Here is a 25328-nt window from a genome sequence, read left to right as displayed (position 1 = left end):
GCCCGGTATCTCAGCGCCTTCTCAGCAGGCTCGGACACCCTCGGCCAGCTCAGCGCTCAGGGCGCGCAGCCGGTCCAGTCCGGTCCTGCGGTCCGGGGCGTCCAGCACGCAGCGGATCAGCGCGCTGCCGACGATCACGCCGTCGGCGAACGCGGCCACCTCGGCGGCCTGTGCGCCGTTGCCGACACCGAGACCGACGCCGACCGGCATCGACGGGTCCGCCGCCCGGATCCGGGCCACCAGCTCCGGCGCCTGCGAGGAGACCGACGTGCGGGCCCCCGTCACGCCCATCAGCGCGGTGGCGTAGACGAAGCCGCGGCAGTTCGCGACGGTCATCGCGAGGCGTTCGTCGGTCGAGCTCGGCGCGACCAGGAACGTACGGTCGATGTGGTGCTGATCCGAAGCGGCGATCCACTCGCTCGCCTCGTCCGGGATCAGGTCGGGCGTGATCAGCCCGGTGGCCCCGGCCGCCGCGAGGTCACGGGCGAACGCGTCGACACCGTACTTCTCGATCGGGTTCCAGTACGTCATCAGCACCACTGTGGCGCCGGCCGAGGCGACCGCGTCGATGATCTTCAGGGTGTCCCGGGTGCGGACCCCGTTGGCGAGCGCGATGTCGCTCGCCTTCTGGATCACCGGGCCGTCCATGACCGGGTCCGAGTACGGCAGCTCGACCTCGATCACGTCGCACCCGGCCCGGTGCATCTCGATCATCTGCTCGATGCTGTCGTCGACCGTCGGGAAGCCGGCCGGCATGCAGCCGACCAGCACCGCGCGGTTCTCCGACTTGGCCTTGGCGAAGGTGGCCGCAATGCTCACGTGTTCTCCCCGGGTACGACCGTCTCGACCCTGTCGAGAATGCCGAAGTAGGCGCCGGCCGTGTGCACGTCCTTGTCGCCGCGCCCGGACAGGTTGACCACGATGGTCGGGGTCCGGCCCAGCTCCTCGCGCAGCCGCGGCGCGATCTTCGCGGCACCGGCCAGGGCGTGCGCGCTCTCGATCGCCGGGATGATCCCCTCGGTACGGCAGAGCAGCTGGAACGCCGTCATCGCCTCGGCGTCGGTGACCGGCTCGTACGTCGCCCGCCCGGTGTCGTGCAGCCAGGCGTGCTCCGGGCCGACGCCCGGGTAGTCCAGGCCCGCCGAGATCGAGTGCGACTCGATGGTCTGGCCGTCGTCGTCCTGCAGCAGGTACGTCCGGTTGCCGTGCAGCACGCCCACCGAGCCACCGGTGATCGACGCCGCGTGCCGGCCGGTCTCCACGCCGTCGCCGCCCGCCTCGAACCCGTACAGCCGCACACCGTCGTCCGGCACGAACGCGTGGAAGATGCCGATCGCGTTGGAGCCGCCGCCGACACACGCCGCCACGGCGTCCGGCAGCTTGCCGGTCAGCTCCAGGCACTGCGCCCGCGCCTCGACGCCGATGCCGCCGACGAAGTCGCGGACCAGCTCCGGGAACGGGTGCGGCCCGGCCGCGGTGCCGAGCAGGTAGTGGGTGGTGTCGACGGTCGTCACCCAGTCGCGGAGCGCCTCGTTGAGCGCGTCCTTCAGGGTGCGGGAGCCGTTCGTCACCGGGATCACCGTGGCGCCGAGCATCCGCATCCGCGCCACGTTGAGCGCCTGCCGCTCGGTGTCCGTCTCGCCCATGTAGACCACGCACTCGAGGTCGAGCAGCGCGGCCGCCGTGGCGCTCGCGACACCGTGCTGACCGGCGCCGGTCTCGGCGATCACCCGGTGCTTGCCCATCCGCTTGGCGAGCAGCGCCTGGCCCAGCACGTTGCGCACCTTGTGGGCGCCGGTGTGGTTCAGGTCCTCCCGCTTCAGCAGGATCTCCGCGCCCAGTTCCGCGGAGAGCCGGGTCGCCCGGTACAGCAGCGACGGCACGCCCGCGTAGTTGAGCAGCAGGTCCTGGAAGCGCGCCTGGAACTCCGGGTCCGCCTTCGCCGACCGGTACGCGGCGTCCAGCTCGTCGAGCGCCTTGATCAGCGCTTCCGGGACGAACCGGCCGCCGTACCGTCCGAAGTGACCGGCCAGGTCCGGCAGCGACTCGACGCTCATCGGACCGGCCGCGGCGTCGCCGGGTGGTTGCCCGCGTTCACCAGCTCGGCGACCGCGTCCCGCGGCGACTTCTGAGTGACCAGGCCCTCGCCGACCAGCACCGCGTCGGCGCCGGCCGACGCGTACCGGATCAGGTCGTGCGGGCCCCGCACGCCGGACTCGGCGATCTTGACCACGTTGTTCGGCAGGCCCGGCGCGATGCGCTCGAAGACCGACCGGTCCACCTCGAGGGTGCGCAGGTCGCGGGCGTTGACCCCGATGACCTTCGCGTTCGCCTCCAGCGCCCGGTCCGCCTCCTCCTCGTTGTGCACCTCGACGAGGGCGGTCATGCCCAGCGACTCGATGCGCTCCAGGAGGCCGACCAGAACGTTCTGCTCGAGGGCCGCGACGATCAGCAGCACCAGGTCGGCGCCGTGCGCCCGCGCCTCGTGCACCTGATAGCTGGAGACCACGAAGTCCTTGCGCAGGACCGGGATCTTGACCGACTTGCGCACGGCGACGAGGTCGTCCAGCGAGCCGCCGAACCAGCGGCCCTCGGTGAGCACGCTGATGCAGCGCGCGCCACCGGCCGCGTACTCCCCGGCCAGCTCGGCCGGGTCCGGGATGTCGGCGAGCGTGCCCTTCGACGGCGACGAGCGCTTCACCTCGGCGATCACCGCCACGCCGGGCTTGCGCAGCGCGGCGTACGCGTCGATCGCGGGCGGAGCAGCCGCCGCCAGCTCACGCACCTTCTCCAGCGGCGTGCGCTCCTGGCGCGCCGCTACGTCCTCACGCACACCGGCGAGGATTTCCTCGAGAACGTTCTGCGGAGCTTTCGCGGGGCCGCCACTGCCCGCTTCCGCCTGATCGGATGTCACGTAATGACTCCCCTCTCCGGGTGTCTTCGGCCCGATGCTAGGAGGTGACGGCCGTCCCCGCCCGGCCGGGGTATGGCGCGCCTCACGGATCGGGGTGGGGCATAATGCCAGGCTGCCCCGGGAAACTGTTTTCTCCCTCACATCCTCCGGCAAGTCCTCATGCCGTTGCGCTGGGCCCCTTCCCCCGAACGGCCGATACCACGGCGCGTTGACCCTGATGTCACCGTGCGGAAATAGGACTCCACCATCATGTGACTCGGGCAGACTTGTCCCGGCAGCTCGTGCTTCCCGCACGCGTTTGCCGCCAGCCGGACGATGATTGCGGAGTCGACCTCATGGCCACTGCCGTTTCCCTCCAGTCGAGGCCCACCCCCACGCTGGGTTTCGCCACCGTCTCCCGGACCCTGGTCGCGCTCGCGGCCGATGTCGTCACCGAGGTGCAGAAGGTGGTGGTGGGCCCGGACAAGGTCCGCACCGCGCGGGACAACGCGTGGGCCGCCATCCAGGCCGACCGCGCCCGCGCCGAGGCCCGCGCGGAGACCAGCCGCGCCGTCGCCGCCATGATCAAGTCGAACCCGCGGCAGGCCGTCCGCGTCCAGAAACTGGTCGCCGCCCGCTGAGACGCCCCCGGAGCAGCCGCTGAAACACCCCAAATGGGTGAATCAGCGGACAGTGGGATCTTCCCCTCGGTCCAGCGCGTCCCACAGCGTCCTGCTGTCGGCCGAGACATCCGGTTGCGGCGGCGGCGCGCTGCTCCGCTCGTACCTCGCTGACATGGCCGACCAGAGATGGCCGTGCCGCGCGGCAAGCACCCCGCCCGCCGCGACGGCCGCGCCTCCCAGCACGCACGCCACCGGCCAGATCGCGGCCGCGGCGCCGGCCTCGCCGGCGTCCAGCGTGACGCGCGCCAGCACGCCGCCGGCGACGATGCCCGCGCCGATCAGCGCGAGCAGCACGCCCAGCCCGCGCCGCACCCGGCCGCGGGTGGCGAGCAGCGCCCCCGTCCCGGCCAGCGCGACCACCGCCAGCCCGATCAGCCACGGCTGGGACTCCGCGCCGGTCTGCTCGGTGCGCAGGTCGGAGAGGCCGGTCCGGTGCTCGACCTGGACCGACCAGACCCGGGTCACGGCATAGAGGGTGAGACCGGCGCCGGCCAGGCAGGCGGCGATCGCGGCGAGATGGGTCCGGCGGCTGGTCATCGTGCCGCGCGCAGGGTCTCGGCGGAGGCGATCGCGGCGAACACGGCGGCCGCCTTGTTGCGGGTCTCCTGCTCCTCGGCGGCCGGGTCGGAGTCGGCCACGATGCCGGCGCCCGCGCCGACGTAGGCGACGCCGTCCTTGAGCAGCGCGGTCCGGATCGCGATCGCCATGTCCATGTCCCCTGCGAAGCCGAAGTAGCCCACCGTGCCGCCGTAGAGGCCGCGCCGGGTCGGCTCCAGCTCCTCGATGATCTCCATGGCCCGCACCTTGGGAGCGCCGGAGAGCGTGCCGGCCGGGAACGTGGCGGCCAGCGCGTCGAACGCGGACCGGTCGGCACGAAGCTTGCCGACGACAGTGGACACGATGTGCATGACGTGGCTGTACCGCTCGATGCGGGCGAACTCCGGCACCTCGACCGAGCCCGGCTCGCAGACCCGGCCCAGGTCGTTGCGGCCCAGGTCGACGAGCATGACGTGCTCGGACCGCTCCTTCGGGTCGGCGAGCAGCTCGGCGGCGAGCGCGGCGTCCTGCTCCGGGGTGGCGCCCCGCCAGCGGGTGCCGGCGATCGGGTGCAGCAGCGCGGTGCGGTTCGCGCTGACCTTCAGGTGCGCCTCCGGCGACGAGCCGACGATGTCGAAGTCGTCGAAGCGCAGCAGGTACATGTACGGGCTCGGGTTGGTGGCCCGCAGCACCCGGTAGACGTCGAGCGCGTTCGCGTCGGTCGGGCGCTCGAACCGCTGCGCCACCACGATCTGGAAGCACTCGCCGGCCCGGATCGCCTCCTTCGCCGTCTCCACCGCCTTCTGGTAGTCCCCCGGCGCGGTCCGGCTGACCGGGTCACCGGCCGGCCTGCGGTCGACCGTGGAGACCATCGGCGGGGTGGGCCGGGACAGCGCGGTCGTCATCGCGTCCAGCCGGCCGACCGCCTGGTGGTAGGCGGCGAGCCGGGCGGCGTCGCCGGCGTCCTCGGCGAGCACCGCGTTCGCCACCAGCAGCGCCGAGCCCTCGTGATGGTCGAGCACCACCAGATCGGTGGCGAGCATCATGCCGAGCTCGGGCAGGGGCACGTCGTCGGCCGCGGTGGCCGGGATCCGCTCGAAGCGGCGGACCAGGTCGTAGCTGAGATAGCCGACCATGCCACCGGTGAGCGGGGGCAGGCCCTCGGCGGGCGCGGCCCCACCGGTCAGCGCGGCCACCGTCTCCCGCAGGGCCGCGACCGGATCACCACCATGGGGTACGCCGTCCGGCGGCGTCCCGAGCCATTCCGCCTGCCCGTCCTTCTCCACCAGCGTCGCGGCGCTGCGGACACCGACGAAGGAGTACCGCGACCAGGCGACGCCCTGCTCCGCCGACTCCAGCAGGAAGGTGCCCGGCCCACCGGCCAGCTTGGTGTAGACCCCGACCGGCGTCTCCCCGTCCGCGAGGAGCTTGCGGGTGACCGGCACGACCCGTCGCCGGCGCGACTCGCTGAGGAAGCCGGCCTCGTCCGGACTCACCACTCCGCTGGTCATCACGCCTCCACGGGAAGGTCGTCGGTGAAGCAGGTGTGCGTGCCGGTGTGGCACGCCGCGCCGGTCTGCACCACCGTGACCAGCAGCGCGTCGCCGTCACAGTCCAGCGACACCTTCCGTACCTGCTGATGGTGGCCGGAGGTGGCGCCCTTCACCCAGTACTCGTTCCGGCTGCGGGACCAGTAGGTGGCGCGGCCGGTGGCGAGCGTGCGGCGCAGCGCCTCGTCGTCCATCCAGGCGAGCATCAGGACGTCGCCGGTGCCGTGCTCCTGCACGATCGCGGCGATGAGTCCGTCCGGGTTGCGCTTGAGCCTGGCGGCGATCGCCGGGTCGAGGGTCGTCTCTGTTTCGGGTACGGGCACGGACTGGATTCTCCCCCATCGGTCCGCGGGCCGGTAACGACCCGCAGGGGGCCCACGATCCGGTAACCGGGGGTGTGCTGGGCCTTGCGGAGCGGTACCGTCGCCCAAGCGCGGTACGTGCCTGACTACCCGGCACCCGCCGCCCTGGGCGAGTCTGCGCACGTCGAGGACAGCCTTCGGTGGGTGCGCACTCGCGAACGGGAGTGGTGACAACCGAAATGGACCCGACGTCCAGCCCCGACAACACCCGGCCCGCACCCGGCCTCGCCCGCTTCTGGCAGGTCCGTCCCGATGCGGACGGCCCGGCCCCGGCGGCGTACCCGGCCGGTGAGGACGCGGAGATGGTGGCGCTCGGCTCCCGCCGCAAACCGGAACCTCCGGAGACGCCGGCCGACCTGCTCGCCGGTTATGTGCGCCCGGCCGCGCCGATTCCGCCTGCCACACCGGTTCCGCCGGTCGCGCAGATCCCGATCGCGCAGGTCCCACAGGCCCCGTCCGCCGACCCGTTCGGCCTGAATCGGGCGGCCCGGCGGTCCGGTCAGCGCCATCCCGCCGGTGGCCGTCCGTTCTCCGGCCCACCGGCCCGCGATCCTGATCACTCAGTCCCGACGGACGACCAGCCCGCGCCGGCTCAGGACGTAAAGTCCCAGGAGCCGGAGGCCGGTGGCCCGGCGCCGAGCCGGGACGGCGCCTTCGGCGGGTTCCGGCTCGGCGGGACCGGGCGGTTCCTGTTCGGCGGCCGCGCCCCGGCCGCCGCCGAGGCGGGGCCCGCGCCGGAGTCCGCGCCGGAACTCCCGGAGGCCCAGCTCACGGAGGCCCGACCCCCGGAGGCTCAGCTCCAGGAGGCCCAGCTCACGGAAGCTCCGGTTGCGGAAGTCGCCGAACCCGGCGACTCTCTAGTCGCTGAAAAACCGGACGGCGACGAGCCGTCCGGAGCGACACCGGCGGACGGACCCGCGGCGGAGACGCCGCCGGACGCCGATCAGGACGCCGCCGACAGGGCGGGGCCCAGCGACGAGAACGGACGTGAAGACATGAACGGACGGGCAGGGGCGCCCGGTTACGCCCAAACCGGCGAGGCGTCGGGCCCGGACGGCCAGGCGGCGCCCGGCGACTCCGGCGACAACGGCGAGGAGAAGCCCGCCGCTGCCGCCGGCTGGGCGACGGTGCCGAGCGCGAACCACCCCGTCACGCCGACCTCGGGCAGCCCGGCTGCCGGGCCGGTCTCCGGCGCTCCGGTCTCGCCCGGGTTCGCGTACCCACCGGCGCAGGCGTTCACTCCGGACCACCCACCGCTCGAGCCGGTCTCCGGCGCGCCCCACGCGGACGCGCCCGAGCCGGTGGCCGAGCCGGCCGCCGACGCTCCCACCTCGGGCGCGCCGGTCTCCAGCGCGACAGCCGCGGCGATTCAGTACCCGACCGTGCAGATCCCGGCGACGCGTACCCCGCCGGACCTCACGGCCGACCGGTCCAGCGAGACGGTGGCGCTGCCGCCGGCCGCCGACGGCGGGTACGGGTTCGGCGCGAGCGGCTACAGCCTGGGGCGCTCCGGTGAGGCGTTCGGCGTCGCATCGGTGACCCCGGCCGCGCCGGGCGTCGGTTCGGTGACCCCGCCGCCGGCCGAGTTCACCTCGTTCCCGTTCCCGGACTCCGGCGTGACCGGTCTGTCCGTGGGCGGCGCCCGCCGCGGCGGCGATGAGAACGGGCACCCGCCGGCACACCGCTCGGCCAGCCTGGAGGACGTCGAGCCGGTGCGCCGGGCCGCCCGCCGGGCGACTCCGGACGAGGAGCCGGCCACCTACCGGACCGAGGTCGCCCGCACGGTCTGGGACGAGGACGCGGCGCGGCACTTCCGGGCGGCCTGGCACGAGGTGAAGGCCGAGTTCGTCGACGACCCGGTCAACGCGCTGACCCGGGCGCACGACCTGCTCACCGACGCGGTGAACGAGCTCACCGAGGTGCTGCTGGCGGAGCGGGACGACCTGGACCCGCTGCGCGGCACCGACACGCCGGACACCGAGAGCATGCGGATGGCGATGCGCAACTACCGCGAGTTCCTGGAGCGGATCCTCTCGCTGTAAAGCCGTACAGCTGTAAAGCCGTACAGCAATGTGAGAACGACGACGACGGGCGGCACCGGAAGGTGTCGCCCGTCGTCGTTGTGGTTTGGTGTGCTCTGCCGTCCGCGGCACCGGCCGGCAGAGCACGAAGGTGGGGTCCCGCAGCCCGACGGCGGCAGAAGGGGGCTGCGGGATCCCACCCGCTCGAGGAGCGCCCGTCAGGCGCTAGGCGGCCGGGTGACCGGCCGTGCTGTCCGACGCGGTGCAGCGCCGGCAGAGGATCGGGTGCAGCAGGTGCGCCAGGTCGTGCCGGTCCGTGACCGGGCGCGGGAAGGCCAGCCGGGCGCTGCGGTTCTTGCCCATCCGGACCACGAAGCCGTACCTGTCCATCCGCACCACGCGCGGCTCGTCACCGGGCTTGGCGGCCGGTCCGAGCTGGCGTTTCACGTAGTCGCTCATCTCCTCGACGTGATGGTCGGCGAGGTCGGCGATGAGGTCGAACTCGACGGCCCGCAGCGGGTCCGGGGTCGCCTCGGCGTATTCGTCCGGGTCGATCTCGATGAGGTTCTCGTTGCGCTCGTACCGGACCTCGGCCACGTCCATCCGGTACAGGAGCTGGCTCTCGCCGATGTCGAGCAGGTCACCGCAGGCGTCGGTGTCCGCGTAGTCGAGCGCGGCGGCCCGGGCGTCGTCGCCGGTGAGCTGCACGGCCCAGCCGGAGACCCACACCCGGCCGAGGGTCGGGGAGGACGCCATCGGCGGCACGTCGCGGATGTCGAGGACGAGCGCGGTGTCGTCGTTCCCGTCCTGTGGCCGAAGCGCGGCGGCGAGGGTACCCTCGCTGGGCACGAGTAGGAGCACACGCCCCTGCGCGTCGGTGACGTGCCGGACCGGGACGGGCCCCGGACGGCAAGCGATGTGTGCGACGGCGGGCAGGTGACCGGCGGAAAGCGTGCGCGCGATCTCGGCGGGACTGGGTTGCATGACGAGCACCTCCGGGCACCGGTTAGGCTTACCTAAGTTAGGCAAGGCTTACCGTAACAGGAGATCTCTGTTGAACAACTCTCGACCCAAGGCGAAGCTCTCGCGAGCCCTCGGAATCCCGCTGACGCGTAAGTGCGTCAAGTACTTCGAGCGTCGTCCGTTCCCGCCGGGCGTGCACGGCCGGGGACGCCGGAAGAGCTCGGACTACCAGGTCCGGCTCCTGGAGAAGCAGCGGCTTCGCCACCAGTACAACATCAGCGAGGTCCAGATGCGGGCCGCGTTCGACGCCGCGCACAAGGCTGAGGGCAAGACCGGCGAGACGATGGTCACGCTGCTCGAGCGCCGCCTCGACGCGACGGTGTTCCGCGCCGGCTTCACCCGGACCATCTACCAGGCCCGCCAGCTGGTCGTGCACGGTCACTTCACCGTGGACGGCAAGAAGGTGGACCGCCCCGGCTACAAGCTGAAGCCGGGTCAGGTCATCGAGGTCAAGGAGACCAGCCGGCAGAAGCCGCCGTTCCAGATCGCCGCCGCCGGCGCGCACCTGGACGGGCCGACCGCGCCGTACCTCTCCACCGCTCTCGAGGAGCTGCGCACCACCGTGGTCCGGGCGCCGCAGCGCTCCGAGGTCCCGGTTCTCTGCGACGAGCAGCTGGTCGTGGAGTACTACGCCCGCTGATGAGGCGGCTCTCGAATCGCTGAGATGGCGGGTTTCTCGCCGCGGTTGCCGGCAGCACACGCTGACAGCAGCCGCGGCGGGCGACGCGCTCATCTCACCGGCGCACGTACTTGCCGGTCAGCGCGTCTGTTCCAACCAGCTGGCGTAGAGCTTGGCGTAGATCGAATCCTCCTCGGCGACGAGGCGTGAGTGCGGGCCGCGTTGCACGACGCGGCCCGCGTCCACGACGATCACCTCGTCCGCGGCCTGGGCCGTCGACAACCGGTGCGCGATCGCCACCGTGGTCCGCCCGCGCGTGACAAGGTCGAGCGCGTGCTGCAACCGCACCTCGGTGGCCGGGTCCACCGCACTTGTCGCCTCGTCGAGCACCAGCAGATCCGGGTCGGCGACATAGGCCCGTACCAGAGCCACCAATTGCCGCTCCCCCACGCTGAGCGCCTCGCCGCGCTCGCCCACCGGGGTCTCGAGCCCGGCCGGCAGGCCGGCGAGCCAATCGCCGAGCCCGAGTTCGTCGAAGGCCTTGCGCAGGTCGTCGTCGCTCAGCGACGGCTCCGCGAACCGGATGTTCTCCGCCACCGTGGCGTCGAAGAGGAAGCCGTCCTGCGGCACCATCACCACCCGTGATCGCAGCGACGAGAACCGCACGTCGGTGAGGCGAACCCCGCCCAGCAGAACCTCGCCCTCGGAGGGGTCCATCAGCCGGGTGAGCAGCTTCGCGAACGTGGTCTTGCCGCTGCCGGTCTCCCCCACCACCGCGACCTTGATCTTCGCCGGGATCTCCAAATCCACGTCCGACAGCACGATCGGGCCGCCGGGATAGCGGAACGACACATGGTCGAAGCGCACCGACAGCGGTCCGGCCGGCAGCGGCACACCCCGGTCGTCCGGGTCGGCCACGTCGGGCTCGACGTCGAGCACGTCCAGGATCCGGCTCCAGCCCGCCACCGCGTTCTGCGCCTCGTTCAGCATGTCGGTGGCGATCTGCACCGGCTGGATGAAGAGCGTCACCAGGAACAGGAACGCGGTGAGCTGCCCCACCGTGAGGCCACCGTCCACACCGAGCAGCGTGCCGACCACGACCACGCCGGCCAGCGCCAGCCCGGCGCCGATCTCGCCGCTGGAGAAGCTGGTCACACTCGTCTTCAGCGCCCTCTGCTGCGCCACCCGCAGGTCGTCGATCGCGGTGTCCAGGCGACGGCCGGTGCGGTCCGCCACCCCGTAGGAGCGGATCACGGTGGCGCCGACCACGCTCTCGGCGACGGCGCCCAGCATCACGCCGGTGCGCTCGCGCACCGTGCGGTAGACGAACGCGAGCCGTTTCTGGAAGAGCCGGATCACCGCGACCGCCGGGCCGAACGCGAGCAGCACCACGATGGTGAGCTGCCACGAGTAGATCGCCATCACCGCTGTCGAGACGATCAGCTGGCCGCTGGCGAGCAGCAGCTGGATGCCGCCGGTCTGCAGGAACTGGGAGATCTGGTCGACGTCGCTCGTCACCCGGGACACCATCGAGCCGCGCCGCTCGGACTGCTGGTGCAGCATCGACAGATCGTGGATGTGCCGGAACGTCCGGGAGCGCAGCGCGCCGAGCGCCGTCTCGCTGACCGTGAAGAGCCGCCGGGTCATCAGGTACCCGCAGAGCGTGGAGATCATCAGCGCGAGCAGCGTCAGCAGGACCACGGTGAGCACGACGCCCGGGTCCGGGCCGCCGGGCGCGTTGATCCCCCGGTCGATGCCCTGCTGGATCGCGATCGGCACGGAGACCCGGCCGCCCATCTGCAGCAGCGCGAGGCCGATCGTGCCGGCGAGGCCGGTGCGCAGCTCCGGGGAGAGCGCCAGCCCCCGCTTGATCGTCGCGACGGTTCCGTCGGCGCTCATCGCTCCTCCGCCTTCTCGTACGCGGTGACGAGGTCGGCGTATCCCGGCTGCGCCGCCATCAGCTCACGATGTGTCCCGGTCGCCACCACCCGGCCCTGGTGCAGGTAGACCACCTGGTCGGCGAGCGCGATGGTGGCCCGCCGGTACGCCACGACCAGGATCGAGGCGCCCGCGTCCCCGTCGCGCAGCGCACCCAGGACGGCGGCCTCGACGCGCGGGTCCACGGCGCTCGTCGCGTCGTCCAGGACGAGCAGACGCGGCCGTCCGGCGAGCGCGCGGGCCAGGGTGAGCCGTTGCCGCTGGCCGCCGGAGAGCGAGGTGCCGCGTTCGCCGACCTCGGTGTCCAGCCCCTTCGGCAGGCCGGCGGTGAACCGGTCGGCCTGTGCCAGCCGCAGCGCGTGCCGCACCTGGTCGTCGTCGACCCCGGGCCGGTCCAGCGCGATGTTGCCGCGCACCGTGTCGTCGAAGACGAACGGGATCTGCGGCACCAGCGCGGCCGCTCCGGCCAGGGCGGCGGCGGACAGGTCGGGCAGCTTCACCCCGTCCAGGGCGATGCCGCCGGAGTCCGGGTCGACCAGCCGGATAGCGAGGGCGGCGATGGTGGACTTGCCGGAGCCGGTCGCGCCGACCAGGGCCACGGTCTTGCCGGGCGGGACGGTGAACGTCACGTCCTCAAGGACGTAAGGAGGGCCTTCAGTCCGTTCTTGGGCGGTGGCGGGGTGGTTGGACGGGCCGTCGGCGTATCGGTAGCTGACCTGCTCGAAGCGGAGCTCGGCGGGGCCACTCCCGGGGAGGTCTGCTTGCCCGTACTCGAGGTCGCCCTCGGCCGAGAGAACGGCCTGGACCCTCTCCCACCCGGCCACGCTGCGCGGCAGCTCGCCGATCACCCACCCGATCGCGCGCACCGGGAACGCCAGCACGGTGAACAGGAACGCGACGCTGACCAGCTCGGCCACGTTTATCGCACCGGTCTGCAGCCGCCATGTGCCGATCAGCAGCACGGCGAGCGTGCCGACACTGGGCAGGCTGTCCATCAGCGGGTCGAAGACGCCGCGCAGCCGGCCCACCGAGATCAGCGCGTCGCGCAGATCGGTGACGAAGACGCCGAACCGGCGTGACTCGTCCGCTTCCCGGCCCATCGTCTTGACCACGAGGGCGCCGTCGAAGCTCTCGTGCGCCACCGCGCTGACCTTGGCGCGCATCTGCTGGGCGTGGATCTGCCGCGGCGACATCCGCCGGGAGTAGGCCAGGTTCAGCGCGAACAGCGTGGGGAAGAGCGCGACGCCGACCAGCGCGAGCACCCAGTCGGTGAGGAAGAGCGTGACCACCGCACCGAAGATCATCACGATCGTGCCGACCGCGAACGGCAGCGGCGCGATCGGGCTGAAGGCCGCCTCCACATCGGAGTTCGCGTTGGAGAGCAGCGTGCCGGTGGCATGCCGCTGATGCCAGGCCGGCGGCAGCGACAGATAGCGGCGGGTCACCGCGCGCCGGTACCGCGCCTGGAGCCGGAACTGCATGTACCCGGCGCCGAGCCGGCGGCCGAAGATGCTCGCCACCCGCAGCCCGCTGATGCCCACCAGCAGCGCCACGACAAGCGCGAGCGAGGCGGTGCGCACGCTCCCTGCCGCGAACGCCGGCACGATCACATGACCGGTGACGAAACCGACCACGTACGAGTTAGCGATGATCAAGAAACCGAAGACGCTGCTGCCGATCGAGCTGATGACGAAGAGCCGTGGCTCGGTGCGTATCGCCTGGCCGAGCACCCGCAGTCCCCGTCCCAGCACGTCATTGCTGGCCCTGCCGCTCAATTTCCTACCCGACTGGTAAGTGTTCGCCGAGGCTTCCGGCCTTACCTGTCCATCCTGCCGAATCAACAACTCGTTTACATTGTGTGCAGCGTTACACCGACTAGGATCGACCGGTGACGAACTATGCCCGCCGGGAACGTGCTCTCCTCGCCGACCTGCTGCTCAGCGAGGGCCCGGACGCGCCGACGCTCTGCGAGGGCTGGACCACACGCGACCTGGCCGCGCATCTCGTCGTCCGGGAGCGCCGGCCGGACGCCTCGGCCGGCATCATGATCAAACCCCTTGCCGGGTACGGGGAGAGGGTCCGCCTGTCCCGTGCCGCCCTGCCCTACGAGCAACTCGTCGACCAGGTGCGCAACCCGCCGTCCTGGGGCCTGATGACCAATCCGGTGGTCGACCCGCTCGCCAACACGCTGGAGTTCTTCATCCACCACGAGGACGTGCGCCGGGCCACTCCGGGCTGGGAGCCGCGCTCCCTGACGCCGGAGTTCGAGGCCTCGCTGTGGCGGACCGTGAAACTGATCTCCCGCGCCTCGCTGCGCCGGCTGGGCATCGCCGCCGAGATCACGCCGACCGGCCGGCCGCCCGCGCTGACCGGCGACAACCCGCAGGTCTCGGTGCGTGGCGACGCCGGGGAGCTGGCGGTCTTCTTCTTCGGCCGGCAGCGCGCCGCGCGAGTCACCGTCGAGGGCGATCCGGCCACCGCCGACCGGCTGCGCACCGCGAAACTCGGCGTTTGACGGTGGCGCTCGGTCACGGCGCGTATCCCGGCCGCGTCACTCTGCCCTGACAAACAGCTGTGAGCCCGGCGGCGCTCTGGACCTCACATGGGGGCTGACTAGGATAGAGGGCGTTCCGCCGGTGAAGTTGGTTGATCCCGCAGTCTAGCCGTGGTGCCGGACACATATTACTGTGCGGTAACACCGACGTTACCAGCTCCCCGTTCAGGTCGAAGGCGGCACCCGATATGGCTCTCGCGGTTCCCTACCGGTCAATTCCGGACATGCTCTTTCAGCGCGTGGCCAAAACCCCCGATGCGCGGGCGCTGGCGAAGCCGAACGCGACCGACACCGGTCCCGAGTGGCTGACGTGGCGTCAGGTCGGCGACCGCTGCCGGGCCATCGGCGCCGGCCTGCGCGAGCTGGGCGTCGGCCTGGAGGACCGGGTCGCGATCCTCTCCAACACCCGGCTCGAGTGGATCCTCGCCGACCTCGGGATCAACGTCGCCGGCGCGGCCGCGACCACCGTCTACCCGACCACCGAGCCGGAGGACACCCAGTTCATCGTGTCCGACTCCGGGTCGAAGGTGCTGATCGCGGAGAACGCTAAGCAGGCGCTGAAGATCTCCGGCATCGAGACGGCCGTGACCAAGGTGGTGATCATCGAGGGGCCCGCCGACGCCGGCGCCACCCCGCCGCAGATCACCCTGACCGAGCTCGAGGAGCTCGGCGCCGCGGCCCTGCGGGCGAACCCGTCGCTGATCGACGACGTGGTGTCCCAGCTCGGTCCGGACAACGTCGCCACCCTGATCTACACCTCCGGCACCACCGGCCGTCCCAAGGGCGTCGAGCTGCTGCACAAGGGCTGGACCTGGGAGGGTGTGGCGCAGGAGGACCTGGGCCTCTTCTCGCCGGACGACCTGCACTACCTGTGGCTGCCGATGTCGCACGCGTTCGGCAAGACGCTGCTCTGCGGCATCGTGCACGTGGGCGTCCCCACCTACGTCGACGGCCGGGTGGACCGGCTGATCGACCTCCTCGCGGTGATCAAGCCGACGCTGATGTGCGCGCCGCCCCGGATCTTCGAGAAGGTCTACAACAAGACCGTCACGAGCGGCACGGCCGGCAGCGGCCTCAAGCCGAAGATCTTCGCCTGGGCGGTCGCGACCGGCAAGAAGAAGGTCGCGCTGGAGCAGGCCGGCAAGCCGGTCCCGGCGGGCCTGGGCCTGCAGTACTCGATCGCCGAGAAACTGGTCTTCTCGAAGCTTCAGCAGAAGCTCGGCGGCAACCTGCGGGTGCTGGTCAGCGGCTCGGCGGCGCTGAGCCGGGACATCTCGGAATTCTTCGCGGCGGCGAACCTGCCGATCCTCGAGGGCTACGGCATGACCGAGGCCTGCGCGGCGAACGTCGTGAACCGCCGCGGCAAGCTCAAGATCGGGACGGTCGGCCAGCCGGTCGGCGACCTCGAGGTGCGCATCGACAGCGACGGCGAGGTGCTGCTGCGCGGCGCGCCGGTCATGCGGGGCTACCACAACCTGCCGGAGGCCACCGCCGAGGCGTTCACCGAGGACGGCTTCCTGCGCACCGGTGACATCGGCGAGCTCGACGCCGACGGCTACCTCAAGATCACGGACCGGAAGAAGGACCTGGTCAAGACGTCCGGCGGCAAGTTCATCGCCCCGTCGGCGATCGAGGGCGCGTTCAAGGCGGTCTGCCCGTACACCTCGCAGGCGATCGTCGTGGGCCAGAACCGCAACTTCGTCACCATGCTGATCTCGCTCGACGAGGACGCGATCAAGTCGTGGGCCGAGGGCGGCCCGCTCGCCGGCAAGAGCTACGCGGAGATCGTGACCGCGCCGGAGACCGAGAAACTGGTCGAGGGCTTCGTCAACGAGCTCAACGCCAAGCTGAACCGCTGGGAGACGATCAAGAAGTTCGCGATCCTCCCCCGCGACCTCAGCATCGAGGCCGGCGAGGTCACCCCGTCCATGAAGATCAAGCGGCGCAGCGTGGAGACCAACTTCGCCGAGCAGATCGACAAGATGTACGCGGGGTCGCTCGCCCAGCTCTGACCTGCGACGTTGTGAACGGGGCCGGACCTGTCCGGCCCCGTTTTCTCGTAGGCTCGTCCGGTGACCATTCGCACGATCATCGTCCCGGTCGCGGACCTGGACCGGGCCAAGGTGGTTTATCAGACGCTGCTCGGCGTGGAGCCCTACGTCGACCAGCCGTTCTACGTCGGCTTCCGCCCGCCGGGCGCGCCCGAGGTCGGCCTCGACCCGCACGGTGACGTGACCGCCGGACCGATCGTCCACTGGTCGACGGACGACATCGAGACCGCGGTCGGCGCCCTGATCGTGGCGGGCGGTTCCGCGGAGCGCTCACCGCACGACGTGGGTGGCGCTCTGATCGCGACGGTTCGCGACGCCGACGGCCACCTGATCGGCCTCTACCAGCCGACCTGACTCAGGTGATGACCACCGGGCTCCGCCACGTCGGGCGCGGCGCGTGATCGAGGTCGTGCCGGACCGCCGCGATCCGCCGGACGGCCTCCACCAGATCGTCGGCCGCCAGGGTGAACGGCACCCGCAGGAACCGCTCCAGCGTCCCGTCCAGGCCGAACCGCGGCCCGGGCGCCAGCCGGACCCCGAGATCCTCAGCGGCCCGGGACAGGGCGCTGGAGATCGGCCCGTCCAGCTCGGCCCAGAGCGTCACCCCGCCGGCCGGCACCACGAACCGCCATTCCGGCAGCATCTCGCGCAGCGCGGTCACCACGGCGTCCCGGCGGAACCGCAACTGCGCGCGCCGGGCCGCCACGATCTCCGGCGCGCCGCGGAGCAGGTGGACGGCGACCAGCTGCTCCAGGACCGGGCTGCCCAGGTCGACGCCGACCCGGATCGCGGCGAGCCGCTGCACGAGCGGCGCCGAGGCGCGGACCCAGCCGATCCGCAGACCTCCCCAGTACGCCTTGCTCATCCCCCCGATCGACGTGACGCGGGAGTGCCTGTCGAAGACGGCGACCGGCGGCGGCATCTCCTGCCCGTCCAGCGGCAGGTCGACGAAGGACTCGTCGACGACCAGCTCGGTGCCCGCCGCGTGCGCGCCGACCACGAGACGTTCCCGCAGCTCGGCCGGCATCAGGTGACCTGTCGGGTTGTGGAACTCGGGAATCACGTACGCGAGCCTGGGTCTGGTCTGGCGCAGCGCGCCGAGCAGCATCTCGCCGTCCCAGCCGGTCTCGATGTCGAGGCCGTGGGTGCTGATCCGGGCGCGCCTGGCGGCGAGCGCGGCCAGCGCGTTGGGGTACGTCGGCGTCTCCACGAGCACCGGTGACCCGACCGGCACGGAGAGCCGCAGCACCAGGTCGAGGGCCTGCTGCGTGCCGCTGGTGATCATGATCTGCTCGGGCGAGGTGGTCACACCCCGAGCCGTGTACGCCTCCGCGACCGCCGCCCGCAGCTCGGGCAACCCGGTCGGGTGGTACCCGGCGCTGCCCAGGTAGCGCGGCAGGTCGTCGGCGGCGGCCCGGGCGGCCGGCACCAGCTCGACCGGAGCGGCCGACGCGGCACAGCCCAGGTCGATCATGTCGAGGTCGTCGTCGGGCGTCCACAGCCCGGAGGTGGCGACCCGGTGGCCGTGCGGCAGCGTGGTCCAGCTGCCCGCGCCGCGCCGGCTGGTCAGGTGGCCGGTCTCGCGCAGCGCCCGGTACGCCGCGGACACCGTGGTGCGGCTGATCGCGAGTGCTTCGGCGAGCTCCCGTTCGGCCGGCAGCCGCACGCCGAGGGCCAGCCGCCCGTCGGCGAGCAGACCGCGGACCGCGCCGGCCAGCGCGGCGTAGTCAGGGCTGCGCCGGCGGCCGGGCAGCGAGTGCCACCGCCCCAGCAGCCGGGCCAATTGGTCACCGCGTACCGACGTTGTCATAGCCACCTCCGCTCGATTGGCACTTTAACATCGCCGGATTGGCATTAAGACTGCCAAGCATGGACCTTTTTCGGCGCGTCCCCCAGCTGTTCGCCGGGCTCTTCCTCTACGGGGTCTCGATGGCCCTGATGGTCGAGTCGAACCTCGGCCTGAACCCCTGGGACGTCTTCCATCAGGGACTCGCCGAGGTGACCGGGATCAGCTTCGGCTGGATCGTGTTGCTGGTCGGCGTGCCGGTGCTGCTGCTCTGGATCCCGCTGCGCCAGCGGCCCGGGTTCGGCACCGTCGCGAACCTGGTCGTGGTCGGCTTCTCCGCCGACGCGGCCCTCGCGGTGCTGCCGGCCGGCGAGGGGCTCCCGGCCCGGATCGGCTACCTGGTCGGCGGCATCCTGCTGAACGGTTTCGCCACCGGCCTCTACATCGGCTCCCGGATGGGCCCCGGCCCGCGCGACGGCCTGATGACCGGCCTGGCCGCCCGCTTCCCCACGATCTCCCTGCGGCTGATCCGCACCGGCCTGGAACTGAGCGTGCTGGGCGCGGGCTTCCTGCTCGGCGGAACGGCGGGGATCGGGACCATTGCGTACGCCGTGACGATCGGTCCCCTGGTGCACCTCTTTCTCCCGGCGCTGACCGTCCGCCCTCGACCGGCGCCCGCCGACCACCGAGTACTCCCTGTCCGGGTCTAGCCCCGGTTGATCCACTTCCACCGCCGACGGCGGCGCGTTGATCATCCGGACACATTCGCTTCCCGGCCGGGCCACGACACGGCATCATTGCGGCATGGGGGTCGGCGACTGGCACTGGAACGACGCTTGGGTCTTCGTCTCCGCGGTCATCGCCGAGCGCCTGGAACGCGACAGGGCGATGCATGCCGCCCTGCCGGTCACCGGAGCGACCCTGGCCGACCTGCTGGCGGCGGCCGACTTCCTGCACCACAGCGTGCCCAGCCGCGAGGACCTCGAGGAATCGCTGCGCCGCCTGGCCGGCGCCGGTCTGATCACCGTGGAGGACGACCTGATCGAGGTCGCCCCGGCCGGTGAACAGCTCTGGCGCACGAGACCGTTCAGCGGCCTCTCCTCGGCAGTGATGACCTTGCAGGCCCAGCTGAACCGAGGCCCCGCGCCGGGCGACGCGGACTACGTCCTGGACGAGCAGGCCTACACGGCCGCCCTCCGCGAGTACCGCCTACGCCTGGCCGACGGCCGCTGAGCGGCTCGGTCATCGCTGACGAACCCGTCCGTACGGTTAAATGACCTCGTAACGGGCTGTCCGGGCGATCGATGGGGGGTGCGGGATGGCAGAGGCCACCTTCCTTCCCATGGCCCGGGTCGTGGACGCGATCGTCGAAGGCCGATTCCGGCTTCCACCCTTCCATCGTCCCTATGTCTGGACGGCGGAACAGGTCGTGCCCTTCTTCGAGAGCATCCTGGCCGGGCGGCCGACCGGGATGATCACCATCATGGAGAGCCCGGCGGGACCTTCCACCGAGTGGATCGGCCCGGTGCGGATCACCGCTCCCGGCGACCCGTCCGCGTGGCTGGTCATCGACGGATCACAACGGCTCGGCACTCTCGCCGGCGCCCTTCTGGCAGTGGACAAGGCCGGGTCCGGCGCGATCCGCCTCGCTTACGACCTCTCGTCGGAGACCCTGATCCCGCAACGGGAGCCGGGTGAGCCGCTCGATCTCCCCCTGGATGCGGCTCTGGATCCGTACGCGTTCCATTCCTGGTTGAACGGCCTCGACTCGGATCCTCTGGTCGAACGAGCGCTGGAGATACGTTCCCGCATCCTCGACTACAGGGTCGGAGTGGTGCGGATCGCCCACACCCCGCTGGAGTCCGCCGCGGAGATCTTCGTGAGCCTGAACAACGGTGGCGTCCGTCTGAACGAGGCCGACCTCTTCCATACCCGGCGGCCCGGGAATCGCGGCGTGGCGCAGGCCTCCGATCCCGCGTTCGGGCCGCTGCCCGACAGCAGCGTTCTGGAGACGATGATCCTGATCGGTTCGTGGACGCCGCGGCTCTCCGGTTCGAGCCCCGAGCGAACCACGGACGCGCTGCGCCGGGCGACGGCGTGGCTGAGCGAGGAGGCCGGAATCCCGCATCTGACGGTGTGGGAGAACCACCTCGCGCTGCTTCCGGTCCTGGCCGGATTCTTCGATCTCAACCCGAACCCTTCCGCACGTGCGCGTGTTCTTCTCGACCGCTGGTTGTGGCGATCCATGGGATACGCCGAATCGCCCGGCCGCCAGCCGCCACTGCACGGTGCCGACTCCCTCGACGTGGCCGAACTGCTGCGCCTGTTGCCGGCCACGATCCCGGAGGCCGAGCATTACCTGGCACGGGCCGGCACGAGGCTCGCCTTGAGCACGCTCGAGCCTCGCTCCCTGCTGACCGGTGAGCCGTTGCCGATCGCAGGCCTGCTGCAGGCGCGCGGGTCGGCGGTCTTCCGCGAATTCGCCGGGTCGACCTTCTTCTCGCCTCCGGAGGAGGGGCCGCTCGAAGAGCTTCTCCTCTCGCGGGCGCCCGACCGGGATGTCCTCGCATCGCACGCGGTCGGCAGCAGAGCGCTATCGCTGCTGCGGGCGGGCGATCTCGATGGCTTCGACCATGACCGAAGCCGGCTCCTGGCGTCGGAGTTCTTTCTCAAGGCCCGAAGGCGGGCGCAGTGGGGCGCCTCCGATCGACCGGCGATCAGCGACCTGCTGATCTCCGACGAGCCGGAGGACGCGGACAGCCATGCGCGCTGAACAGAGATGGCTCCTCGTCGTCCGGCTGCACGACCGCCGGGTCGGTGAGATCACGCTGGACGGCAACACCGCACGATTCACACCGGACAGCGCCTATTCACGCACGACCGGACGTCCGGTTCTGGGCCAGACCTTCGAGGACGACCCGGAACGCGTCCGCTCGACACACCAGCGGCTCACACCGTGGTTCTCGAATCTGCTCCCGGAGAAGGGCGGCCCACTGCGCGACATCGTGGCGCGGCAGCTCGGCATCCATCCGGAACGCGAGTTCTTCATGCTCGCCGGCCTCGGGCACGATCTGCCGGGAGCGGTCACCGTCGCCCCCTCCGAACCGTGGGCAAGGCTCCCGGAGCCGCACGAGGCGCCGCCCGCGTCCGAGTTCCCGGACGGCGTCCGGCTCAAGTTCTCCCTGGCCGGCATCCAGTTGAAGCTGTCCCTGCTCAAGACCCATCGCGGTCTCACCCTTCCCGCCAGCGGCGAGGGGGGCGACTGGATCGTCAAGCTGCCGTTCCACGACTTCCGCAAGGTGCCCGAGAACGAATACTCGATGATGCTGTGGCTGAAGGAGTCGGGAGTCGATGTTCCCGCCATCGAGCTCTTCCCCGCGGCGGAGGTACAGGGTGTTCCCGCGGGTCTGGTCGACCGGAGTGCCAAGGTCTTCGCCATCGAACGGTTCGACCGGCTCGGCGGCGCCCGTCAGCACATCGAGGACTTCGCCCAGATCCTCGACGTCTATCCCGAGCGGAAGTACCAGAACGCGAACTACGAGTCGATCGGCCGGATCCTGCTGACTCTGGCCGGTGTGGAGGCCGTTCAGGAATTCGTCCGGCGGCTGGTGGCCATCGTCCTCATGGGCAACGGGGACGCACACCTCAAGAACTGGTCGCTGCGATACGGGCGGTCGGGACTCACCGAGCTGAGTCCCGCCTACGACTTCGTGTCGACCATCGTCTACCAGCCGTTCCGTGCGGACACGCTGGCTCTCAACCTCGACCGGTCGAAGGACTTCGCCTCGGTGACGCCGGCGACCTTCCGCCGCTTCGGCGAGCGGATCGGCTACCCCGACCCCGAGGAGCTGGCGACGCTCGCGGCGGCTTTCGTGGAGAGGATGCGCGAGACGTGGTCCGCGCTCTCCACCGATCTGCCGCTCTCACCCGAGATGGCCGAACTCATCAACGGCAGACTGCGTGATCTGCCGCTGGCCCGGACCGCCTGAGGTCAGCGGATCGGGTTGCCGGCCTCGCGCAGGGAGTTCTTGACCTCACCGATCGTCAGGTCGCCGAAGTGGAAGACGCTCGCCGCCAGCACCGCGTCCGCGCCGGCGTCCACCGCCGGCGGGAAGTGCTCGACCGCGCCCGCGCCGCCGCTGGCGATCACCGGGATGTCGACGACCGCGCGGACCGCGCGGATCAGCTCGAGGTCGAAGCCGGCCTTGGTGCCGTCCGCGTCCATCGAGTTCAGCAGGATCTCGCCGGCGCCCAGGGACGCCACCCGGGCCGCCCACTCGATCGCGTCCAGGCCGGCGCTGCGGCGGCCGCCGTGGGTGGTGACCTCCCAGCCGCTCGGCTGGTCCGGCGAGCGGCGCACGTCGAGCGAGAGCACCAGGACCTGGTTGCCGAACCTCTCCGCGATCTCCCGGATCAGCTCGGGACGGGCGATCGCCGCGGTGTTCACGCCCACCTTGTCGGCGCCGGCGCGCAGCAGCACGTCCACGTTCTCCACCGAGCGGACGCCGCCGCCCACGGTGAGCGGGATGAAGACCGACTCGGCGGTGCGCCGCACCACGTCGAGCATCGTGCCCCGGTCGTCGGAGGAGGCCGTCACGTCGAGGAAGGTCAGCTCGTCGGCGCCCGCGGCGTCGTACGCGGCGGCCAGTTCCACCGGGTCACCGGCGTCCCGCAGGTCGACGAAGTTGACGCCTTTCACCACCCGTCCGGCGTCCACGTCCAGGCAGGGGATTACACGAACCGCGACCGTCATGCCTCAACCCTAACCAGGCTCCTTCTGGCGAGGAGAGGGCCCCGGACCAGTCCCAGAAGCACCCCGCCGACGACGAGCACCCCGCCGATGACGTCGACCCGATGGATCGGCTCCCCCAGGAACACGGCAGCCGACGCCATCCCGAAGAAGGGGACCAGCATCGAGAACGGCGCGACGGTCGCGGCCCCGTACACCCGCAGCAGTAATCCCCAGCCGGCGAAGCCGGCGAGCGTGCTGATCAGCGCGATGTACAGCAGCGAGAGCAAGGCCTCGGTGTTGATCGCGCGAAGCGCGGCGAGGTCGGCGGACGGGCCGTCGATCAGCAGCGAGAGCACGACGAGCGGGCCGGTGGCGAGGGCGCTGACCCAGACCATGAAGCGCAGGCTGTCCGGCGGCGAGGCTTTGCGGGTGGCGACGTTCGACAGGCCCCAGGCCACCGCCGCGCCGATGACCAGCAGGAACGCCGGCAGGTTGGCACCCATCCGGGTGGCCACGAGGAGGACGCCGGCGACCGCGACGGCGAGGCCGGCGATCTGGATCCGGCGCGGGCGTTCACGGAGGAACAGCACCGCGAAGAGCATCGTGAAGATCGCCTGGCTCTGCAGGACGAGCGAGCTGAGCCCGGCCGGCATGCCGGTGGCCATCCCGGCGAAGAGCAGCGAGAACTTGGTGACGCCGAGGATCAGGGCGACGGCGATGATCCAGCGCCACGGCACCTGCGGGCGGCCGACGAAGAGCAGCGCCGGGAACGCCGCGAGTCCGAAGCGGAGCGCGGAGAACAGCAGCGGCGGGAAGTGGTCGAGTCCGGCGTCGATGGCGACGAAGTTGAAGCCCCAGATCGCCGCGACGGCGACGGCGAGGGCGAGGTGGCGCGGTCTCATGCGAGCAAGCGTTCACCAGATGGACCGTTAAGCACCAGCAAAATAACCTACACCGACGATGTAGCATCGCTACATGATTGACCTGGGCCGGCTGCGGGCGCTGCACGCGGTGGCGAGTTACGGCACGGTGCTCGCGGCGGGCGAGGCGCTGCACTGCACGCCGTCCGCGGTCTCCCAGCAGATCACGAAACTCGAGCGGGAGACCGGCGCGGTCCTGGTCGAGAAGGACGGCCGCAGGCTGCGGCTCACCGACGCCGGCCGGGTTCTCGCCGATCACGCCGAGCGGGTGCTGACCAGCGTGCACGAGGCCGAGTCGGCGCTCGCCGCGCATCGGGACACGGTGACCGGCCGGCTCACCGTGGCGGCCTTCGCGACCGCGTGCCGGGCGCTGATGCCGCATGCGCTGCGGCGGCTGGCCGTCGATCATCCGCAGCTGACCACGGGCCTGATCGAGGTGAATCCGCACGAGGGGCTGGAGCTGCTCCGCCGGGGTCACGTCGATTTGGCCGTGCTGGACGACTGGCCGGAGGTCGGGCTGAAATATCCGGACACGGTGACCAAGGTGGAGATCGGCGCGGACCATGCGGACCTGATCGTGCCGACAAATCATCGCTTGAAGGGAAGAGTCACCCTGGCGAACGCTCGGGACGAGCGCTGGATCGCCGTCCGCGCCGGCGACGTCTGCTACGAGTACCTGGTGCGGAAACTGCCCGGCCTCGTCCCCGACTTCCAGGTCGGCGAGTTCGAGACCCAGCTGACCCTGATCGCGGCCGGTCTCGGCGTCGGTCTCATCCCCCGGCTGGCCCGCCCGGCCCTCCCCGACGGCGTCCGGGTGGTCGCCGTCACCCCGCTGCCCACCCGGCGCGTGGTGATCGCCTGGCGTGACTCCTCGGCGGCCCGTCCTGCGATCAAGGCCGCCGAGGAGGCGTTGCGCGACGCCTGGGATCAGGCGGTCGCCAGGGCGGTCAGCGCCTCACGAACCGTGAACGCGCCGGCGTAGAGCGCCTTGCCGGCGATCACGCCCTCCACCCCGATCGGCTCCAGGGTGGCGAGAGCCCGCAGGTCCTCCAGCGTGGAGACGCCACCGCTGGCGATCACCGGCTTGTCGGTGGCGGCGCAGACCTCGCGGAGCAGGTCCAGGTTCGGCCCGCGCATCGTGCCGTCCTTGGTGATGTCGGTGACGACGTAGCGGGACGCGCCCGCCTTGTCGAGGCGCGCGAGCACCTCGTACAGGTCACCGCCCTCGCGGGTCCAGCCACGGGCGGCGAGGGTACGGCCCCGCACGTCCAGCCCGATCGCGACCCGGTCGCCGTACTCGGCGCAGATCCGGTCGCACCACTCCGGGTCCTCCAGCGCGGCCGTGCCGATGTTGACGCGGGTGGCGCCGGTGGCCAGCGCACGGGTCAGCGACTCGTCGTCGCGGATGCCGCCGGAGAGCTCCACCTTCACGTCGAGCTGGCGCACCACGTCGGCGAGCAGCTCGGCGTTGGAGCCCCGGCCGAAGGCCGCGTCCAGGTCGACCAGGTGGATCCACTCGGCCCCGTCGTTCTGCCAGGCCAGCGCGGCTTCGAGCGGGTCGCCGTAGGCGGTCTCCGAGCCGGCGGCGCCCTGCACCAGGCGGACGGCCTGGCCCTCGGCGACGTCGACGGCGGGAAGCAGTTGGAGTGTCACGATTCT

General features: G+C 71.3%; 24 protein-coding genes. 11 read left to right on the top strand and 13 right to left on the bottom strand.

The features are described 5' to 3' along the window. Nucleotides 1-21: 21 nt before the first annotated feature. From trpA to trpC, 3 genes are read right to left on the bottom strand one after another with little or no spacing between them, the layout of a single operon-like run. Nucleotides 22-819, bottom strand: coding sequence for a tryptophan synthase subunit alpha (trpA, locus tag AB0F72_RS24005; RefSeq protein ID WP_360435238.1), 798 nt, complete (start codon nt 817-819; stop codon nt 22-24). Then, nucleotides 816-2057, bottom strand: a complete 1242-nt coding sequence (gene trpB / locus AB0F72_RS24000; RefSeq protein ID WP_360435236.1) for a tryptophan synthase subunit beta — start codon at nt 2055-2057, stop codon at nt 816-818. Before trpB ends, trpA begins: the two co-directional genes overlap by 4 nt. Further along, the gene (gene trpC, locus AB0F72_RS23995; RefSeq protein WP_014441682.1) at nt 2054-2914 is read right to left on the bottom strand and encodes an indole-3-glycerol phosphate synthase TrpC; all 861 of its coding nucleotides are present in this window, start codon (nt 2912-2914) and stop codon (nt 2054-2056) included. Before trpC ends, trpB begins: the two co-directional genes overlap by 4 nt. A gap of 335 nt (nt 2915-3249) precedes the next feature. On the opposite strand from trpC, the gene AB0F72_RS23990 reads away from it, so the two are divergent. Continuing rightward, the gene (locus AB0F72_RS23990; RefSeq protein ID WP_360435234.1) at nt 3250-3534 is read left to right on the top strand and encodes a hypothetical protein; all 285 of its coding nucleotides are present in this window, start codon (nt 3250-3252) and stop codon (nt 3532-3534) included. 42 nt (nt 3535-3576) lie between these two features. On the opposite strand, the gene AB0F72_RS23985 is transcribed toward AB0F72_RS23990, so the two are convergent. From AB0F72_RS23985 to hisI, 3 genes are read right to left on the bottom strand one after another with little or no spacing between them, the layout of a single operon-like run. Continuing rightward, nucleotides 3577-4113: a Trp biosynthesis-associated membrane protein gene (locus AB0F72_RS23985; protein ID WP_360435232.1), complete on the bottom strand. Its 537-nt coding sequence runs from the start codon at nt 4111-4113 to the stop codon at nt 3577-3579. After that, complete coding sequence (locus AB0F72_RS23980) at nt 4110-5624, bottom strand: anthranilate synthase component I (RefSeq protein ID WP_360435230.1); 1515 nt, start codon at nt 5622-5624, stop codon at nt 4110-4112. Before AB0F72_RS23980 ends, AB0F72_RS23985 begins: the two co-directional genes overlap by 4 nt. Then, on the bottom strand, nt 5624-5986 hold the full coding sequence (gene hisI, locus AB0F72_RS23975) for a phosphoribosyl-AMP cyclohydrolase (RefSeq protein ID WP_360435228.1): 363 nt from the start codon (nt 5984-5986) through the stop codon (nt 5624-5626). The genes AB0F72_RS23980 and hisI overlap by 1 nt, the downstream gene beginning before the upstream one ends. 218 nt (nt 5987-6204) lie before the next feature. On the opposite strand from hisI, the gene AB0F72_RS23970 reads away from it, so the two are divergent. After that, nucleotides 6205-8067, top strand: coding sequence for a hypothetical protein (locus AB0F72_RS23970; protein WP_360435226.1), 1863 nt, complete (start codon nt 6205-6207; stop codon nt 8065-8067). Between the two features lie 204 nt (nt 8068-8271). Here the strand turns inward: AB0F72_RS23970 and AB0F72_RS23965 are convergent, their stop codons facing one another. Further along, the gene (locus AB0F72_RS23965) at nt 8272-9030 is read right to left on the bottom strand and encodes a DUF2470 domain-containing protein (RefSeq protein WP_360435224.1); all 759 of its coding nucleotides are present in this window, start codon (nt 9028-9030) and stop codon (nt 8272-8274) included. 70 nt (nt 9031-9100) lie between these two features. Here AB0F72_RS23965 and rpsD point away from each other — a divergent pair, with 70 nt between their 5' ends. Next, the gene (gene rpsD, locus AB0F72_RS23960) at nt 9101-9709 is read left to right on the top strand and encodes a 30S ribosomal protein S4 (protein WP_360435222.1); all 609 of its coding nucleotides are present in this window, start codon (nt 9101-9103) and stop codon (nt 9707-9709) included. 117 nt (nt 9710-9826) lie between these two features. Here rpsD and AB0F72_RS23955 read toward each other — a convergent pair whose 3' ends face one another. Together AB0F72_RS23955 and AB0F72_RS23950 are read right to left on the bottom strand one after the other, a co-directional pair. Continuing rightward, nucleotides 9827-11587, bottom strand: a complete 1761-nt coding sequence (locus AB0F72_RS23955; protein WP_360435220.1) for an ABC transporter ATP-binding protein — start codon at nt 11585-11587, stop codon at nt 9827-9829. Next, nucleotides 11584-13401, bottom strand: coding sequence for an ABC transporter ATP-binding protein (locus tag AB0F72_RS23950; RefSeq protein ID WP_360435218.1), 1818 nt, complete (start codon nt 13399-13401; stop codon nt 11584-11586). Before AB0F72_RS23950 ends, AB0F72_RS23955 begins: the two co-directional genes overlap by 4 nt. Nucleotides 13402-13514: 113 nt before the next feature. On the opposite strand from AB0F72_RS23950, the gene AB0F72_RS23945 reads away from it, so the two are divergent. From AB0F72_RS23945 to AB0F72_RS23935, 3 genes are all read left to right on the top strand, one after another. After that, a complete protein-coding gene (locus AB0F72_RS23945; RefSeq protein ID WP_360435216.1) occupies nt 13515-14141 on the top strand; it encodes a TIGR03085 family metal-binding protein in 627 nt (208 codons plus the stop codon). A gap of 227 nt (nt 14142-14368) precedes the next feature. Next, the gene (locus AB0F72_RS23940; RefSeq protein WP_360435214.1) at nt 14369-16192 is read left to right on the top strand and encodes a long-chain fatty acid--CoA ligase; all 1824 of its coding nucleotides are present in this window, start codon (nt 14369-14371) and stop codon (nt 16190-16192) included. Between the two features lie 60 nt (nt 16193-16252). Next, entirely contained in the window at nt 16253-16585 is a 333-nt protein-coding gene (locus tag AB0F72_RS23935; protein WP_360435212.1) for a glyoxalase, read from the top strand. Between the two features lies 1 nt (nt 16586). Here AB0F72_RS23935 and AB0F72_RS23930 read toward each other — a convergent pair whose 3' ends face one another. Further along, nucleotides 16587-18041, bottom strand: coding sequence for a PLP-dependent aminotransferase family protein (locus AB0F72_RS23930; RefSeq protein WP_360435210.1), 1455 nt, complete (start codon nt 18039-18041; stop codon nt 16587-16589). A gap of 59 nt (nt 18042-18100) precedes the next feature. Here AB0F72_RS23930 and AB0F72_RS23925 point away from each other — a divergent pair, with 59 nt between their 5' ends. The 4 genes from AB0F72_RS23925 (at nt 18101) to AB0F72_RS23910 (ending at nt 22006) form a co-directional block, all read left to right on the top strand. Next, nucleotides 18101-18727, top strand: a complete 627-nt coding sequence (locus tag AB0F72_RS23925; protein ID WP_360435208.1) for a hypothetical protein — start codon at nt 18101-18103, stop codon at nt 18725-18727. Between the two features lie 94 nt (nt 18728-18821). Beyond that, nucleotides 18822-19250: a hypothetical protein gene (locus tag AB0F72_RS23920; protein WP_360435206.1), complete on the top strand. Its 429-nt coding sequence runs from the start codon at nt 18822-18824 to the stop codon at nt 19248-19250. Between the two features lie 121 nt (nt 19251-19371). After that, nucleotides 19372-20790 (top strand): DUF262 domain-containing protein, encoded by a 1419-nt coding sequence (locus tag AB0F72_RS23915; RefSeq protein WP_360435204.1) that lies wholly within the window; start codon nt 19372-19374, stop codon nt 20788-20790. Then, nucleotides 20780-22006, top strand: a complete 1227-nt coding sequence (locus tag AB0F72_RS23910) for a HipA domain-containing protein (protein ID WP_360435202.1) — start codon at nt 20780-20782, stop codon at nt 22004-22006. Before AB0F72_RS23915 ends, AB0F72_RS23910 begins: the two co-directional genes overlap by 11 nt. Nucleotides 22007-22008: 2 nt before the next feature. Here the strand turns inward: AB0F72_RS23910 and hisF are convergent, their stop codons facing one another. Both hisF and AB0F72_RS23900 read right to left on the bottom strand, forming a co-directional pair. Continuing rightward, a complete protein-coding gene (gene hisF / locus AB0F72_RS23905; RefSeq protein ID WP_360435200.1) occupies nt 22009-22770 on the bottom strand; it encodes an imidazole glycerol phosphate synthase subunit HisF in 762 nt (253 codons plus the stop codon). Beyond that, on the bottom strand, nt 22767-23651 hold the full coding sequence (locus AB0F72_RS23900) for an EamA family transporter (RefSeq protein WP_360435198.1): 885 nt from the start codon (nt 23649-23651) through the stop codon (nt 22767-22769). Before AB0F72_RS23900 ends, hisF begins: the two co-directional genes overlap by 4 nt. Nucleotides 23652-23724: 73 nt before the next feature. On the opposite strand from AB0F72_RS23900, the gene AB0F72_RS23895 reads away from it, so the two are divergent. Next, nucleotides 23725-24651: a LysR substrate-binding domain-containing protein gene (locus AB0F72_RS23895; RefSeq protein ID WP_360435196.1), complete on the top strand. Its 927-nt coding sequence runs from the start codon at nt 23725-23727 to the stop codon at nt 24649-24651. Here AB0F72_RS23895 and priA read toward each other — a convergent pair. After that, on the bottom strand, nt 24597-25322 hold the full coding sequence (priA, locus tag AB0F72_RS23890; protein ID WP_360435194.1) for a bifunctional 1-(5-phosphoribosyl)-5-((5-phosphoribosylamino)methylideneamino)imidazole-4-carboxamide isomerase/phosphoribosylanthranilate isomerase PriA: 726 nt from the start codon (nt 25320-25322) through the stop codon (nt 24597-24599). The genes AB0F72_RS23895 and priA overlap by 55 nt on opposite strands. Nucleotides 25323-25328 lie beyond the last annotated feature (6 nt).

It is taken from the genome of Actinoplanes sp. NPDC023936, from assembly GCF_040639325.1.
Classification (GTDB): Bacteria; Actinomycetota; Actinomycetes; order Mycobacteriales; family Micromonosporaceae; genus Actinoplanes.
Note: the sequence above shows the minus strand (reverse complement) of the source record. Positions and strands in the feature narration are given on the sequence as shown.

Excerpts from the sequence above, each read along its gene's own strand:
- AB0F72_RS23900 (WP_360435198.1), bottom strand. The coding sequence starts at position 23,651 with ATGAGACCGCGCCACCTCGCCCTCGCCGTCGCCGTCGCGGCGATCTGG.
- trpB (WP_360435236.1), bottom strand. The coding sequence starts at position 2,057 with ATGAGCGTCGAGTCGCTGCCGGACCTGGCCGGTCACTTCGGACGGTAC.
- AB0F72_RS23925 (WP_360435208.1), top strand. The coding sequence starts at position 18,101 with ATGGACCTTTTTCGGCGCGTCCCCCAGCTGTTCGCCGGGCTCTTCCTC.
- AB0F72_RS23970 (WP_360435226.1), top strand. The coding sequence starts at position 6,205 with ATGGACCCGACGTCCAGCCCCGACAACACCCGGCCCGCACCCGGCCTC.
- AB0F72_RS23965 (WP_360435224.1), bottom strand. The coding sequence starts at position 9,030 with ATGCAACCCAGTCCCGCCGAGATCGCGCGCACGCTTTCCGCCGGTCAC.
- AB0F72_RS23910 (WP_360435202.1), top strand. The coding sequence starts at position 20,780 with ATGCGCGCTGAACAGAGATGGCTCCTCGTCGTCCGGCTGCACGACCGC.
- AB0F72_RS23940 (WP_360435214.1), top strand. The coding sequence starts at position 14,369 with ATGGCTCTCGCGGTTCCCTACCGGTCAATTCCGGACATGCTCTTTCAG.
- AB0F72_RS23930 (WP_360435210.1), bottom strand. The coding sequence starts at position 18,041 with ATGACAACGTCGGTACGCGGTGACCAATTGGCCCGGCTGCTGGGGCGG.
- AB0F72_RS23920 (WP_360435206.1), top strand. The coding sequence starts at position 18,822 with ATGGGGGTCGGCGACTGGCACTGGAACGACGCTTGGGTCTTCGTCTCC.
- AB0F72_RS23985 (WP_360435232.1), bottom strand. The coding sequence starts at position 4,113 with ATGACCAGCCGCCGGACCCATCTCGCCGCGATCGCCGCCTGCCTGGCC.
- AB0F72_RS23980 (WP_360435230.1), bottom strand. The coding sequence starts at position 5,624 with ATGACCAGCGGAGTGGTGAGTCCGGACGAGGCCGGCTTCCTCAGCGAG.
- AB0F72_RS23955 (WP_360435220.1), bottom strand. The coding sequence starts at position 11,587 with ATGAGCGCCGACGGAACCGTCGCGACGATCAAGCGGGGGCTGGCGCTC.
- hisF (WP_360435200.1), bottom strand. The coding sequence starts at position 22,770 with ATGACGGTCGCGGTTCGTGTAATCCCCTGCCTGGACGTGGACGCCGGA.
- AB0F72_RS23990 (WP_360435234.1), top strand. The coding sequence starts at position 3,250 with ATGGCCACTGCCGTTTCCCTCCAGTCGAGGCCCACCCCCACGCTGGGT.
- AB0F72_RS23895 (WP_360435196.1), top strand. The coding sequence starts at position 23,725 with ATGATTGACCTGGGCCGGCTGCGGGCGCTGCACGCGGTGGCGAGTTAC.